General features: G+C 70.2%; 11 protein-coding genes. 2 read left to right on the forward strand and 9 right to left on the reverse strand.

The features are described 5' to 3' along the window. Window positions 1-100: 100 nt before the first annotated feature. From BKN51_RS22370 to BKN51_RS22390, 5 genes are all read right to left on the reverse strand, one after another. Window positions 101-2287, reverse strand: coding sequence for a SulP family inorganic anion transporter (locus BKN51_RS22370; protein ID WP_174720440.1), 2187 nt, complete (start codon window positions 2285-2287; stop codon window positions 101-103). 218 nt (window positions 2288-2505) lie between these two features. Beyond that, complete coding sequence (locus BKN51_RS22375; protein ID WP_101609474.1) at window positions 2506-4764, reverse strand: bifunctional SulP family inorganic anion transporter/carbonic anhydrase; 2259 nt, start codon at window positions 4762-4764, stop codon at window positions 2506-2508. A 239-nt stretch (window positions 4765-5003) separates the two neighbouring features. Continuing rightward, entirely contained in the window at window positions 5004-6284 is a 1281-nt protein-coding gene (locus BKN51_RS22380) for an adenosylmethionine--8-amino-7-oxononanoate transaminase (protein ID WP_101609475.1), read from the reverse strand. Between the two features lie 25 nt (window positions 6285-6309). After that, window positions 6310-7512, reverse strand: coding sequence for a cytochrome P450 family protein (locus BKN51_RS22385; protein WP_101609476.1), 1203 nt, complete (start codon window positions 7510-7512; stop codon window positions 6310-6312). 25 nt (window positions 7513-7537) lie between these two features. Further along, complete coding sequence (locus BKN51_RS22390; protein ID WP_101609477.1) at window positions 7538-7891, reverse strand: SRPBCC domain-containing protein; 354 nt, start codon at window positions 7889-7891, stop codon at window positions 7538-7540. A 124-nt stretch (window positions 7892-8015) separates the two neighbouring features. On the opposite strand from BKN51_RS22390, the gene BKN51_RS22395 reads away from it, so the two are divergent. Beyond that, the gene (locus tag BKN51_RS22395; RefSeq protein WP_101609478.1) at window positions 8016-8639 is read left to right on the forward strand and encodes a uridine kinase; all 624 of its coding nucleotides are present in this window, start codon (window positions 8016-8018) and stop codon (window positions 8637-8639) included. 4 nt (window positions 8640-8643) lie between these two features. On the opposite strand, the gene BKN51_RS22400 is transcribed toward BKN51_RS22395, so the two are convergent. The 4 genes from BKN51_RS22400 to BKN51_RS22415 form a co-directional block, all read right to left on the reverse strand. Continuing rightward, a complete protein-coding gene (locus BKN51_RS22400) occupies window positions 8644-9801 on the reverse strand; it encodes a glycosyltransferase family 4 protein (protein WP_199193061.1) in 1158 nt (385 codons plus the stop codon). Window positions 9802-9877: 76 nt separating this feature from the next. Continuing rightward, entirely contained in the window at window positions 9878-10930 is a 1053-nt protein-coding gene (locus BKN51_RS22405) for a C40 family peptidase (RefSeq protein ID WP_174720441.1), read from the reverse strand. 446 nt (window positions 10931-11376) lie between these two features. Continuing rightward, complete coding sequence (locus BKN51_RS22410; RefSeq protein WP_101613393.1) at window positions 11377-11619, reverse strand: hypothetical protein; 243 nt, start codon at window positions 11617-11619, stop codon at window positions 11377-11379. 379 nt (window positions 11620-11998) lie between these two features. Beyond that, on the reverse strand, window positions 11999-13381 hold the full coding sequence (locus tag BKN51_RS22415) for an NYN domain-containing protein (RefSeq protein ID WP_101609480.1): 1383 nt from the start codon (window positions 13379-13381) through the stop codon (window positions 11999-12001). Window positions 13382-13477: 96 nt separating this feature from the next. Between BKN51_RS22415 and BKN51_RS22420 the strand changes: the two genes are divergently transcribed. After that, complete coding sequence (locus BKN51_RS22420; RefSeq protein ID WP_101609481.1) at window positions 13478-15196, forward strand: DEDD exonuclease domain-containing protein; 1719 nt, start codon at window positions 13478-13480, stop codon at window positions 15194-15196. Window positions 15197-15252: the final 56 nt, after the last annotated feature.

Genomic DNA, 15252 nt, shown 5'->3' on the forward strand with positions numbered 1-15252 from the left:
AATCTAGTGGGTCGGCCTGGAGGGGAGCTGAAGGGGACCATCCCCGCATGCGATCGGGTGAAGGACGCTTTGGCCCCATCGCATGCGGGTAAGGCGTCCTTCAGCTCCCGGAGGTGGTCACGGCCCCGACCGGGGTGAACGACGGGCTGCCGTCGTCGGTCAGGTAGACCTGAGCGGCCCCGACGTCGAAGTACATCCCGGTCAGGTGCAGTTCGCCGCGCGCCTCGGCCTCGGCGATCAGCGGGTAGTGACGCAGGTGCTCCAGCTGCTGCAGCACGTTCTGCAGGGCCAGCCGGTTGACCTCGGTGTCCGGGCGTTCGCCGTCGAGGGTCACCGTGACCTTGCGCTTGGCGCTCGGCTCGGCGTGCCGCAGCCAGGAGGCCAGCATCGGCGCGCCGTCGGGAGCGCCGGTGGCCAGCGCCTGCATCGCACCGCAGCCGGAATGCCCGCAGACCACGATTTCGCGCACCTTCAGCACGCCGACGGCGAACTCGACGGTGGCCCCCATCGACGGGTCGGCCTGCCGGGCGGGCACCAGGTTCCCGATGTTGCGGACGGTGAACAGGTCGCCGGGACCGCTGGTGGTGATCATGTTCGGCACGATCCGCGCGTCACCGCAGGTGATGAACAGCGTGTGCGGTGACTGGCCGCCCGCCAGCTTGCTGAGCGCGGGCTGCATGAGCGCCGCGGTGCGCCGCTGGAACTCGGTCGCCCCGCGCAGTGTCGGACCGCCGCGCTGGCCGGGCACCTGGACGTCCTTGGCCTGCCAGTCGGACCACGGTGCGAGGAGCCGCGGCACCGAACGCACCGCGTCCGTCCTGGTCAGGGTGGGATCGCCGGATTTGCCGTTGGCGAACCACGGATGCCCGACCTCGTCGACGATCACCTCGCCGCCGGTGCGCTCGTGTCCCTGCTGCCAGTTCGAAAGGCTCTCGAAGGCGGCGTGGTCGAGGTAGTCGACGACCAGCTCCAGGGTCACCTTCGCGCCGTCAGGCACGGTCGCGAGTACCCGGCTGAGCCTCGGCACCGAAAGGAACGTCAGGACGCCCTCGACGACGACGCGCCATTCCTCACCGTCGCGTTCGGCGTGGATCCCGGACCACACCGTGCGCCGCAGCATCAGCAGCACCGAAAGCGCGATGCCGAGCAGGACACCCGTGAGCAGGTCGAAGACGACGACACCGGCGAGTGTCAGCAGGTACAGCCCGAGGTCACCGTGTTTGAGGACCTGTTTCATGTGGCCGGGGTTGACCAGTTTCGCGCCGACGTGGACGAGCAGGCCCGCCAGCGCGGCGAGCGGGATGTTCTGGATCAGCCCGGCGAACGCGGCGACGAACACCAGGATCCAGACCCCGTGCAGGATCGCCGAGGTGCGGGTGCGGGCACCGGCGGCGACGTTGGTCGAGCTGCGGACGATCACGCCGGTGACCGGGAGGCCGCCCAGCGCGCCGGAGGTCATGTTCGCGGCGCCCTGTCCGATCAGTTCGCGGTCGAGGTTCGACCGCGGCCCGGTGTGCATCTTGTCGACCGCGACGGCCGAGAGCAGGCTTTCCACGCTGGCGATCAGGGCGATGGTGATGACGGCGACGGCGAACGCGCCCCAGCCGGTGCCCGGGAATTCGGGTGCGAAGCGGATGTTGAGCAGGTCACCCGGCAGCGTGACGCGGGGCAGGGTCATCCCGGCGGCGACGGACAGCACGGTCACCAGCGCGATCGCGGCGAGCGGGCCGGGCACCTTGCGGACGGCCTTGGGCAGCCTCGGCCACAGCAGCAGGATGCCGATGGTGAGCACGCCGATCAGCGCGGCGGTGTCGTGGTGGCCGACGATCTGCGCGGGCAGTTCGGCGATGTTCTTGAGCGCGGAACTCTGCGCCGATCCGCCCAGCACGACGTGCAGCTGGCCGAGGACGATCGTGACGCCGATCCCGGCGAGCATGCCGTGGACGATGGCGGGTGAGATCGCGAGCGCGGCGCGCGCGATGCGGCTCAGCCCGAGCAGGATCTGGAGCGCGCCCGCGGCGACGGTGATCGCGCAGGTGGTGGCCCAGCCGAAGGTCGCGATCGTTTCGGCCATGATCACCGTCAGACCGGCGGCCGGACCGCTGACCTGAAGCGGGGAGCCGCCGAGCGCGCCGGCGACCACACCTCCCACCACGGCCGCGATCAGCCCCGCGACGATCGGCGCCCCTGACGCGAGAGCGATCCCGAGTGACAGCGGGACGGCGACGAGGAACACCACCAACGAGGCGGGCAGGTCGTGACGAAGCACGGCGAGTGGTTGTTTCATGATCACCAGGAAACTGGTGAATTGTCCGATATGCACCACCTGATCGAGTGAATATCACCCCACAGTCGAGTGGCGTGGCCCACTTTCGCGTTCTTTCGTTGCTTTGAGATGTCCTCAGCATTTCGAAAAGCCTTACGGGCTCCCAAATATTGGGATTGAGGCCGTCGATCGCGAATGACATTCGGGTTTCGGTGGGGACCGGGTGTGCCGCGAAAAGGCTAGGACTTCACCGGGGTGGCGGCCGACGTGAACGACCGGTGCGCCGCGTCGAGCAGGTAGACGTTCGCCTTGCCGACGTCGAAGTACATCCCGGTGAGCCGGAGTTCGCCCCGGGCCAGCGCGGCGTCCACGACCGGGTACGAGCGCAGGTTTTCCAGTTGCTGCACGACATTGTGCAGAGCGAGCCGGTCGGCCTCGTGATCGGGACGGGCGCCGTCGAGCAGCACCGGCCCCTCGCTTTCCCGGCGCCGCATCGTCGCTTCGCCGTGGCGCAGCCAGCTGCCCAGGTGCACGAGCCCGGTGGGCGCGTCCCCGAGCAGCGCCTTCATCGCTCCGCAGCCGGAATGCCCGCACACCACCACTTCCCGCACCCGCAGCAGACCGACGGCGTACTCGATCGCCGCTCCCACGGAGAAATCCGCCTCGGCGCTGGCGTGCGGGACGAGGTTTCCGATGTTCCGCACGGTGAACAGGTCACCCGGTCCGCTGGTGGTGATCAGGTTCGGCACGATCCGCGCGTCGCCGCAGGTGACGAACAGCGTGTGCGGCTGCTGCCCGTTCGCCAGCCCGTCCCAGGTCCGCCGCAGCAGCGGTGCGGTCCGCCGCTGGAATTCGGAAGCACCGCGGCACAACGGAACGCTGCCGCCGCGCTGGCCCGGCAGTTCGAGATGCTCCGCCTGCCATTCCGACCACGGTGCGAGCCAGCGCGGCACCACCCGGGACGCGACACCGCGCCGCACGGTCGGCACGCCTGCCTTGCCTCGCCCGAACCACGGATGCCCGATCTCGTCGACGAGCACGACTCCCCCGGCCCGCTCGTGCGCGCGCTGCCAGCCGCGCAGGCAATCGAAAGCGGCGTGGTCGAGATAGTCGACGAAGAGTTCCAGCGTCACTTCCGAACCCGCGGGGACTCCGGCGAGAACGGTCGTGAGCCTTGGCACGGAAAGGAAAGTGAGCGCGCCTTCGATGACGACGCGGGTCCGCGCGCCGTCCGGTTCGATGTGGATCCCGGAGAACAGCATCCGGCGCAGCATGAGCACGAGCGCCACCGCGACCCCCGCGGCGACCCCGGTGAGCAGGTTGACGGCGACCGCGCCGGTCAGGGTCGCGAGGTAGACCGGCAGGTCGCCGTGGCGGCGGACCTCACGGAGGTTGGTGACGTTGACCAGTTTGGCGCCGACGTAGACGAGGAGCCCGGCGAGGGCGGCGAGCGGGATCAGCCGCAGCGTGCCGGCCAGGAACAGGCAGCAGCCGAGAATCCAGGCGCTGTGCAGGATCGCCGACATCCGGGTCCGGGCGCCCGCTTCGAAGTTGGTCATGGTGCGCACGACGACGCCGGTGACCGGGAATCCGCCGAGCGAGCCCGCGGCGACGTTCGCCAGGCCCTGGCCGACGAGTTCGCGGTTGAGGTCGGTGCGGGGACCGTCACGCAGTTTGTCGACGGCGAGGACGGAAAGCAGGCTTTCCAGGCTGGCGATGAGCGCGATGGTGAAGACGGCAGCGGTGATCGCCGCCCAGGATCCCGACGGCGCCTCGGGCACGAAACCCAGCCCTGGCAAGCCGTTCGGGAGGTCGACGCGCGGCAGGTCCATCCCGGCCGCGACGGAGAGCCCGGTGGCCAGCACGACGGCGGCCAGCGGCCCGGGGACGCGGCGCACCGGACGCGGCATCCGGGTCCACGCCAGCAGGACACCGACGGTGACCACGCCGATCAGCGCGGCCTGGTCGTGGTGGCCGACGATCTGGCCCGGCAGCGCGAGGACGTTCGCGATCGCGGAACCGTGCGCCGCGCCGCCGAGCGCGACGTGCAACTGGCCGAGGACGATGATCAGGCCGATCCCGGCGAGCAGGCCGTGCACGATCGCCGGCGAGATCGCGAGCGCGGCCCTGGCGATCCGGCTGACGCCGAAGAGGATCTGGACCACGCCCGCCGCGGCGGTGATGGCGCAGGTGGCGGCCCAGCCGAAGGTGGCGATGGTCTCCGCGAGGACGACGGTCAGCGCGGCGGACGGTCCGCTGACCTGAAGGGCGGAAGCGCCGAAGAGGCTCGCGACGAGTCCGCCGACGACGGCGGAGACGAGTCCGGCGAGCAGAGGGGCACCGGCGGCGTGGGCGACGCCGAGCGAAAGCGGGACGGCCACGAGGAAGACGACGACCGAAGCCGGGAGGTCGTGGCGCAGGTTCTTCAGGAGGGTCGATGCGGGGTTACGGCGGCCCGGGGGCCCGGTGTCGTGCTCGTCACCAACGATGTCGATCATGGGGGCAGGAAACCTGATCGGCGCGCAAAAGTCCGCTACGCAAAGGTTTCTCAGGTTTGCTTGTGCACCGGAGAACTAGGACATAACGGTCTTTTACGACAAACCACAGGGTAAACCTCCCGATCGGACTCGCCCGATCGCTTGACCAAGATCAGCTCGAGGTCACGCGCTGTACCGAGCGTGGCCTTTGCGGTTTGCTGTGGCCGTCGTCACACCCTTTAGGTTGAACTTGGCCCATTTCAGGCTTTTTGCGCCGCCGCGACCACGGCCGACGTGATCGTCGCGAGGTCCTCGGCGTCGGAGATGTACGGCGGCATCGTGTAGATCAGGTTCCGGAACGGGCGCAGCCAGACACCGTTCGCGGTGAGGACCTCGGTCGCGATCGCCATGTCCACCGGATGGTCCAGCTCCACCACGCCGATGGCGCCGAGCACCCGCACGTCGGCGACCGCGGGCAGTTCGCGAGCGGGTTCGAGCCCGGCTTTCAGCGCGGCCTCGATCCGCGGGACGTCGGACTTCCAGCCGCCCCCGGCGAGGATCCCCAGCGAGGCGTTGGCCACGGCCGAGGACAGCGGATTCGCCATGAAGGTCGGGCCGTGCGCCAGCACCGGCAGCTCGCCCCGCGAGATCCCGCCGGCGATCTCCGGTGTGCACAGCGCCGCCGCCATCGTCAGATAACCGCCGGTCAGCGCCTTGCCGAGGCACAGGACGTCCGGTGTCACCCCGGCGTGCTCGGCGGCGAACATCTTGCCGGTGCGGCCGAAGCCGGTGGCGATCTCGTCGAAGATCAGCAGGACGTCGTTGGCCTCGGTGAGGTCACGCAGCGCGCGCAGATACGCGGGCGGGTGGAACCGCATGCCGCCGGCACCCTGCACGACCGGCTCGACGATGACCGCGGCCAGCTCGCCCGCGTGCCGCTCGATTTCCGCCGCGAGGACGTCGAGGTAGGCCTGATCGGGCTCGTCGTCGAACCCGCCGGGCGGTTTGGGCAGGAACAGCTGGTCCGGCAGGATCCCGCGCCACAGCGAATGCATCCCGCCGTCGGGGTCGCAGACGCTCATCGGGGTGAACGTGTCACCGTGGTAGCCGCCGCGCCAGGTCATCAGGCGCCGCTTTTCCTTGCGCCCCACCGACTGCCAGTACTGCAGGCACATCTTGACGCCGACCTCGACCGACACCGACCCGGAGTCGCACAGGAAGACGTGCCGCAGGCCGTCCGGCGTGAGGTCGACCAGCGTCTTCGCCAGCCTGATGGCCGGTTCGTGGGTGAGCCCGCCGAACATCACGTGACTCATCCGGCCCGCCTGGTCGGCCAGCGCCGCGTCCAGCACCGGGTTCCGGTAGCCGTGGATCGCCGCCCACCAGGACGACATGCCGTCGACCAGTTCGCGGCCGTCGTCGAGGGTGAGCCGGACCCCGCTCGCCTCGCGGACCAGCAGGGAATCGATCGTGCTCGGCATCGGCCCGTACGGGTGCCAGACGTGTTCCGCGTCGAGCGCGAGGAGTTCGGCGGCGTCCATCCCGCGACCCTATGACACGCCCGCGTCAGCGCAGACGCACAGGGAGGGTTTCGAGACCGTGGACGAGGGTGCTTTCCCGCCACCGCAAGGATTCCGGCTCGGCGTCCAAGCTCAGGAGCGGGTACCTCTCCAACAGTCCGCGCAACGCGATCCCGGCCTCCAGCCGGGCCAGCGGGGCGCCGACGCAGTGGTGGATGCCGTGCCCGAACGCGAGATGCCCGGTCGCCTGCCGCGTGACGTCCAGCCGGTGGGGGTCCTCGAATCGCTCGGCGTCCCGGTTCGCGCCGATCAGGGAGACGAGCACGAACTCACCTTCCGGGATCACGACGTCACCGACCGGCAAAGGCTCGCGGGTGAACCGGATGGTCGCCAAATGGATCGCGCCGTCGTAGCGCAGGAACTCCTCGACCGCACCCGGCAGCAACGCGGGATCGGCACGGAGCGCGGCGAGCTGATCCGGTTCGCGCAGCAGGGCGAACACGCTGTTCGCGATGAGGTTGACCGTCGTTTCGAAACCCGCCACCAGCAGGAGGAACGCCATCGACAGCAGTTCTTCGCCGGAGAGCGAATCGCCCTCGTCACTGGCGTGGATCAAGCCCGAAAGCAGATCCTCGGCGGGCCGCGCGCGCTTCTCTTCGATCAGGTCGACGAGGTACGCGTGCATCCGCGCCGCGGCGGCGCGGAGTTCCTCCGGCGTGGACCAGGCGACCATCGTGTTCGACCACTTCACGAACGACGGCCGGTCGCCCGCGTGCACGCCGAGCAGTTCGCAGATCACCCTGATCGGCAACGGGACGGCGAACGCGGGCAGCAGATCGGTGCGCCCGGCGTCGCCGATCCCGTCCAGCAGTTCCGCGGTGATCTGCTCGATCCTGGGCCGCAGCCGGGAAACCGTCCGAGAGGTGAAGGCCTGGTTGACCAGTTTGCGCAGCCGCGTGTGATCCGGCGGATCCGAGTTGAGCATGTGCCCGTTCAGCGCGCGGACGGCGTTGTCGCCCGCGGATTCGAAGCCGTCGCGTTCGAAGAGCCGCCGGATCTCGCCCGTGTCCTTGCCCACGCGGGGATCCGAGAGCACGGCGCGGGCCTCTGCGTGCCCGGTCACGAGCCACACGTCCAGACCGCGCGGCATCCGGACCTTGCGGACCCTGCCTTCTTCCCGCAGCAGCGAGGAGATCCGGTGTGGCTCCTGGACGAGATCCCCGGCCAGATCCTTCAGGTCTTCGCGCATCGGCCCGCCTCCCCCGGCGCGCCGGTCAGCGTTCGGCCAGCGCGGCCACCACCCGCTCGGCCACCTCGGTCCAGTATGCCCGCTGTTCCTCGCGCTCGTCGGCGCCCGCGAGCCACTCCTGGTGGAAACGGAACGTGGTCTTCTGCTCGGTGCCGCTCACCGTGATCTGCAGGGTCGAGTCGTGATCCCAGTCCTTCGGCCGCCAGGTCAGCCTCAGCTTGTCACCCTCGGAACGACCGCGGATCTCGCCGGTCGTCCCGTTGGCCGTTTCGTACGCCTCGCCCAGCTCACGGCCGAGTTCGGCACCCGGACCGAGCCAGATCCCCACCCCGTCGCGTCCGACCAGGAAGTCCCACACCTGTGCGCTGCTCTGCGGCACAGTTTGGGAAACCCCTACCTGCCAACCACTTCCGGCTGTTTTGGCCACTGCTTTCGTCACCGGCCCATCCTCTCACCGGGTGTACCGTGCGGCAGTCACCGGTCCGGGTGGAGGATCTCTGTCTGTGCGCTACCGTCCGATTTCTCCCGCTCTGCTGGTCTCCGAACTGACCGACCGCATCACGACGATCACCGGCCGCCGCCGGATCGCGGTCGCCGTGGACGGCGCGGCCGGTGCGACCAACACCACAGAACTCGCCGACGCCCTGGTCGATCCCCTGCGGATCGCCGGTCACGCGGCGTTGCGGATCTCGGCGAACGACTTCCTCCGCCCCGCCTCACTGCGTTTCGAACGCGGCAAGGAAGACCCGGACTCGCGCTACAGCGACTGGCTCGACCTCGGCGCCCTGCGCCGCGAGGTGCTCGACCCCCTCGCCGAGGGCGGCAGCGGCCGGGTCCTCCCCTCGCTGTGGGACCCGGTCCGCGATCGCGCCACCCGTGCCGAACGCGTCGAACTGCCCGAGGGCGGCGTCGTGCTGGTGGAGGGCGAGTTCCTGTTCGGCGCGGGACTCGCCTTCGACCTGAGCGTGCACCTGTGGCTCTCGCCGTCCGCGCTCAAGCGGCGAGTCCCCGACGAGTGGGCGCTACCCGCTTACGAGCGCTACGAACAGGAAGTCGACCCCACGGCGCTGTCCGACGTGGTGATCCGCGTCGACGACCCGAACCACCCCGCGCGCTACGAACCCTGACCGGCTATCGGACCGCGGCGACCGGGTCGCCGTCGAGCAGCCCGGAAAGCCTGCTCGCCATGGTGTCCCACCGCCAGTTCTCACTGACCCATTCGCGGCCGGCGGCCCCCATCCGCCGCGCCCGCACCGGATCGTCCAGCAGCGCGGCCAGCGTCTCCCTCAGCTGCTGTTCGTCACGGCCGTCGACGACGTGCCCGGTGACCTCGTCCAGCACCGTTTCCGGGGCACCGCCGGAGTTCCCGGCGACGACCGGCAGCCCGGTCGCGGAAGCCTCCAGGTACACGATGCCGAGGCCCTCGACGTCGAGCCCCTTCCCGCGGGTCCGCGCCGGCATGGCGAAGACGTCACCCGCGTTGTAGTGCGCGGGCAACTCCTTCCACGGCACCGATCCGGTGATGACCACGTCGTTTTCGAGCCCCAGCGCTCCGACGAGGCCGGTGAGCGTCTTGCGGTACGGGCCGCCGCCGACGATCAGCAGCGCCACGTCCGGGACGCGCCTGCGGAGTTCGGGCAGGATCTTGATGAGCATGTCCTGGCCCTTGCGCGGCACCAGCCGCGAAACGCAGACGATCGTCGGACGGTCGCCGAGACCGTGCCTGTCGCGGATCTCCTTGCCCGCGGCGGCGTCCGGGCGGTAGAGCGCGGTGTCGACGCCGCACGGGAGCATCTCCAGCCCCGCCATCGGGCCGAAAGCGGCCGAAAACCGGGAGCGCGTGTATTTGCTGACGTAGGTGATCACGTCGACGGTGTCGCCGATCCGCCGCAACGCCTGCCGCGAGCCCGGAAGCATCGACCAGCCGACCTCGTGGCCGTGCGTCGACGCCAGGACCCGGCGGGCGCCCGCCGACCGCAGCGGCTGTCCCAGCAGGGCGAGCGGGGCGGCGGCGCCGAACCAGACGGCCTCGCAGTCGCGGGCCCGCATGATCTCCTTCGCCCGCTTGAGAACGTCCGGTGTCGGCAGCATGAGCGACGTCGGATGGCGCACCACCTCGAACGGGGCGGCGGCGTCGAACTCGCCGTGCGAGCCGGTGCTCGATTCCCAGGACGGGGCGTAGACGACGAGGTCGTCCGCGGGGAGGCGGGTGGCCAGCGAGTTCAGGTAGTTCTGGATGCCGCCTGGCCGGGGCGGGAAGTCGTTGGTCACGAGCAGGGTCCTCAGCACCCCTGCAGGCTACTTGGCCCCCGGTACGCGAAAAGGGCGGCACCGCCTGCGCGGTACCGCCCCTTTTCGGTATTCGTCAAGCCGTCGGGCGACGGGCTCCGACGTAGTTGTTCTGCAGCGGCGACACCTTGACGACGTCGCCGGTGGTCGGCGCGTGCACCATCATGCCGTTGCCGACGTACATGCCGACGTGCGAAACCGGTGAGTTGTAGAACACCAGGTCGCCCGGCTGGAGCTGCGAGCGCTGCACCGGGGCGCCGAAGGTCGACTGCTGACGGCTGGACCGCGGCAGGGTGACACCCGCCTGCTTGTACGCCCACAGCATCAGACCCGAGCAGTCGAACGACGACGGGCCGACGTCACCCCAGCCGTAGGGGCTGCCGAGCTTGCTCTTCGCGGCCGAGAGGGCCGAAGCGGCGGCGGGACCCGGGGCGGGCAGGTTGGGGAACGCGCCGCCCTTGTCCTTCTGGGCGGCCTTGTCCGCGGTGCTCAGGTTGCCGCTGGCCCGCTGGATCTCCTTGAGCTGGTCGTCCAGCGTCTTCTTGCGCGCCTCGATGTCCGTCGTCAGCTTGGAGGCGGAGTCACGGGCGGCGGTGGCCGCACCCTGGGCGTCCGACGCCTGCTTCGCGGAGGCCGCGGCCTGGGCGACGGCACCACTCAGGTTGTTCAGAGCGGTGTTCTTGTTCGCGGCGAGGACCTCGAGCGCCGAGGAGCGCTCCAGGAATTCCTGGGTCGACGCGCCCGACAGCAGCGACGACAGCTTGTTCAGCTGCACACCGCTGGTGAACGACGCACCGGCGAACTTGTTGACCTCGGCCTGGAACGTCTTCTCGTCACCGGCCGCCTTGACGCCGATGTCCTTGGCAGCTGCGGCGTCGGCGGTGGCCTTGTCGAGCTCGCCCTGCTTCGCGGTGAGGTCGTCCTTCGCCTTGAGGAGATCCTCGTTCGCCTTCTCGGCCTGTGCCGCGAGGTCGCGGTACTTGGCGAGCGCGTCCGATCCGGAGGGGGGCTGCTGGGGGGCGGGGGCTGGGGCGGCAGTGGCGGCAGGCTGGGCGACCGTTACGGCTGTGATCACCGCGGCCGCGGCCAAAGCTCCTGACACCACGCGCTTGACTGGATGCGACTGCACGGTCGCGCGTGTCTCCTTTGCTGTCGGCCACCTACTCCGGAACCCGGGACGAAGAGGTCGGGGGCCCTCTTCCGCGAAGCCGCGTCGCCGGCCGTGAGGCCCGCGCGGTTCCCCGCGTTCCCGCCTTGCGCCTGGCCGAGTGCTATCGCAACAGGTTTGGCGCGTGGCTGGTTCTGGTGCAACTCCCCGACAAAGCTGCTTCAGTGGCGATCCCGTGTCGTCATCTGGCGACGACTTCCGGCCACGAGATCTCGGACAGGTTACGAAACCACGGGCACCGCGTCCACCGTGCCCACCACAAAAACTCTCCGTGATGCGCCGAAACACCTTCGGACCAGCATGAGCGGAAAGTTGTGACGGGCGTTACATCCTGGGGCTTGTCACGACTACCTACCGTTCACCCGATCGGATCGACCACTCGTCGAATGCCCCGGTCGCGGCGTGTCTCAAGCCGTCATCCGGCGCTCCTGACCGACGATCTCGACCATCCGGAGGCGCGGGATCATCCCGGCTTCCGCGAGCGCGTCGACGGCCTTCCGCTCGTCGGCGTCCCATTCGAGCGCCGGGGGCGCGCCGAGGAGAACACTGACGACACAGTCATGACATGCGTCACCGCGGACCGCGCAGCGGTCGCAATCGATGACGAACGTCTCTATGTCCGCTATATCGGCGATGGCCTTGTCGTCCATCTCGGACTCCTCACTTTCAGTGGTGAGGTGCACGTTAAGAGCGACCACCGACAGTTTCCGGACCTCGTTGAGCGGTAGGAGCGGAGCGCCGCGGCACGTTCGAGTGTGGAGTGCTCAGCGCGTGCCGGATGTCGACGATGAAAGAATTGGGACGCCGAGTGTCCCGATTCCTTCATCGTCGAGGCGGGTGTTCCGTTCTCGGAGCTTGATCAACGGAGGATCGGGGACACTCAACGTCCCAAATCTTCCCCACTCACACGCCAGCCAGCGAGAGCCCCAAGGGACACCGACACAAGGCCGGATTCCTGTGGGTCGGCGCAACTACGGGTCCGTTAGAACCGTCCTAGCCACTCACGAGGCCCACGCGCTGCCGCACCCGTCACACCCGGCTGAGCCTCGACACCAGCACCGCCGAGGGCACCGGATGCGCGCCCTTCCGCCGCACCGAGTCGGCCACCGCGCGGTCCGTGCTCGCGACCACCATCGGCCGCCCGGGCGGCTCGGCCGCGACCAGGGACCGGATGACGTCGTCCGCGAGCACGCCGCGTTCGGAGAACAGCACCCGCACCCCGCGCGGCACCGCCGCGGGCACGGAGAGCACCCCGGCGCCGTCGAACACCACGGTCACCTCGGCGCTGGTCCGCGCGGCCAGCGCGGAAAGCTGGTGGATAAGCCGGTCGCGCTGGTCGGAAAGCGCCAGCTCCGGATAGCCCGTCTTCGTGACGTTGTAGCCGTCGACGATCAGATGCACGTTGGGCAGCGCGAGGTGCCTGTCGAGCGCGGTGACGTCCTGGATCTTGCCGCCCGCCCCCAGGCCCGACGTCGCACCGCGGACCATGTCCGCCGGGCGCTGGCCCCGCGCGCTCACCGAGAGTTCCCGGCGCAGCCCGCCGACGGCGCCTTCGATCGTGTCCAGCAGCAGCCCGAGCCGGACCTCGTCGGCCTGACGCGCCTCGCGGGCGGACTGACGGGCGATCTCGGCGTCCGTGACGGCCTTCTCCGCCCGCACCCGCTCAGCCGCGACTCGCTGCCTCTCACGGTCCAACTGGGCCTTCAGCGCCTTGACCTCTTCGGCGCGCTCGGCACCGCCACTCTCCATTTCGGCGTGAGCCTGCGCGACCGCGTCCTTGGCCTGACGCAGCTGGACGCCTTGCTCCCGCAGGCGCTTCAACAGCTTCTCGACCTCGGCGTCACGTTCGCCCCGCGCGCCACCGGCGATCTCCTTGGCCCCGCGCAAGTCTTCACGCAGCTGCGCCACTTCGGACTCGAGCCGCTGGTTACGGGCCAGCGCGGCGTCGCGTTCTGCACGCAACGCCGTCTCCTCGGCGTTCTTCGCCACCAGCCGGACCCGGCCCGCCGCACCCGCTTCGCCCAGCAGCACGGCGGCGGCCGCGGCGGCGACGGAATCGGGGGCGTTCGGGTCGAGGGCGTCCGTGCGGTGGTCGCGCAGCCATTCGGTGACCGCGACCCGGAACTGCGACGACTCCCCCAGCGCGGCGAGCAACGCCGTCCCGCCGAGTTTCGCGCGCTTGGCCGGAGCGAACTTGGCGACCGGGCGCAGCTGCCTCGGCACGTCGGCGACCGGCAGCTTGCCGACGGCGGCGGCCGCCAGCTCGGCGATCCGCTCACGTACGGTCTCCGGCAGGGACGTCCAGCCTTCGGCCGGGACCTCGTCGGACGGCCCACCTGACGACGCCACGACCCCCGAGGGGCCGCCAGTGGCGTCCTCGGGCAGTTCGGGCACTGCGGGCTGCGGCTGCATCGCTCCAGGGTAGGCCCCATGGGCTCAGGGCGCGCTCGATGGGACACCGTGCGCGAATACTGAGATTGTCGGTGCCCACCCCTACTGTGCCCGACCATGGACACCGGACGGCGGCCGGGGGCGGCGCAACTCGCCTTCGACGAACTCGGAACACCCTTGCGGGACACCACTTTCGTCGTCTTCGACCTGGAGACCACCGGGACGAAACCCGGGCCGGACGGGATCACCGAGATCGGCGCGGTCAAGGTCCACGCAGGTGAGATCGTCGGCGAGTTCGCCACCTTCGTCAACCCGGGGATGCCGATCCCGCCGCAGATCGTCGAGCTCACCGGCATCACCAGCGCGATGGTCTACGACGCCCCCCGGATCGAGCGGGTCCTGCCGGCGTTCCTCGAGTTCATCTCCGGTGCCGTGCTCGTGGCGCACAACGCCCCCTTCGACACCGGTTTCATGCGCGCGGCCTGCGAAGGCCACGGTTACCGCTGGCCGAAGACGGCCGTCGTCTGCACGGTACGGCTCGCCCGCCGGGTCATCTCCCGTGACGAGACGCCCAGCTACCGGCTTTCCGCGCTGGCCGCGCTGTTCGGGGCGAGGACGACGCCCAACCACCGCGCCCTCGCGGACGCGCGCGCCACAGTGGACGTCCTCCACGCACTGCTCGAACGCGTCGGCAACGTCGGCGTCCACACGCTCGAAGAGCTGCTGGATTACCTGCCCGAGGTGACCCCGGCCCAGCGCCGCAAACGTTCGCTGGCCGAGCATCTGCCGTCGAGGCCCGGGGTCTACCTGTTCCGCGGCCCGAGCGAGGAGGTCCTCTACGTCGGGACGTCGTCCGACCTGCGGCGCCGCGTCCGGCAGTACTTCACCGGCTCGGAAAGCCGCGGGCGGATCCGGGAGATGGTCGCGCTGGCCGAGCGGGTCGACACGGTCGAGTGCGCGCACGCGCTGGAGGCCTCCATCCGGGAGCTGCGGCTGATCGCCGCCCACCGCCCCATGTACAACCGCCGTTCCAAGAATCCGCGGCACGCCTGGTGGGTCTCGCTGACCGAGGAGGCGTTCCCGCGCCTTTCGGTGGTCCGCCTGCCGCGGGACGGGACGCTGGGCCCCTTCCGCACCCAGACCGACGCCCGGTCGGCCGCGGACACTCTCGCCGGCGCCACCGGGCTGCGCACGTGCACCCAGCGCATCTCGGCCACCGCGCCGAGCGGCACCCCCTGCGTCCTCGCCGAGCTCGGCCGCTGCGGCGCGCCGTGCGCCGGTCTGCAGACGGTCGAGGCGTACCGGCCCGGCGTGCTGGCGGTGTCCGGTCTCATCGCCGGGACGGACGCCCGCCCGCTGCGGGCCGCCGCCGACCAGCTGGCCCGGCTCGCCGAGGCCGAACACTACGAACAGGCCGCCCAGCACCGCGATCAGCTGGCCGGGCTGATCCGCGCGGTCGGCAGGGCACACCGGCAGTCTGCGCTGGCGGGTATTCCCGAACTGATCGCCGCCGGGCCGGACGGGAAGGGCGGCTGGGAACTCGCGGTGATCCGGCACGGCAGGCTCGCGTCGGCGGGCGTCGCCCGGCGCGGGGTGCCGCCGATGCCGGTGGTCGAGATGCTGGTGGCCTCGGCGGAGACGGTGATCCCCGGTCCAGGGCCGCTCTTCGGCGCGATCTCGGAGGAGGTCGGCATCCTGCTCCGCTGGCTGACCCGCCCGGGGGTCCGGCTCGTGCGCACCACCCACCCGTGGGCCGAGGCGGCCGTCGCGGGCGGCTGGCAGGAGTGGCTCGACCTGGCCGCGAGCGCGACGGCGCTGGAGCGGGTCGCGGGCTAGGATCTTTTTGCCGGGACCAAGCCCGACGGAGACGCGCGACAACGAACACAGGAGGA

It is taken from the genome of Amycolatopsis sp. BJA-103, from assembly GCF_002849735.1.
Classification (GTDB): domain Bacteria; phylum Actinomycetota; class Actinomycetes; order Mycobacteriales; family Pseudonocardiaceae; genus Amycolatopsis.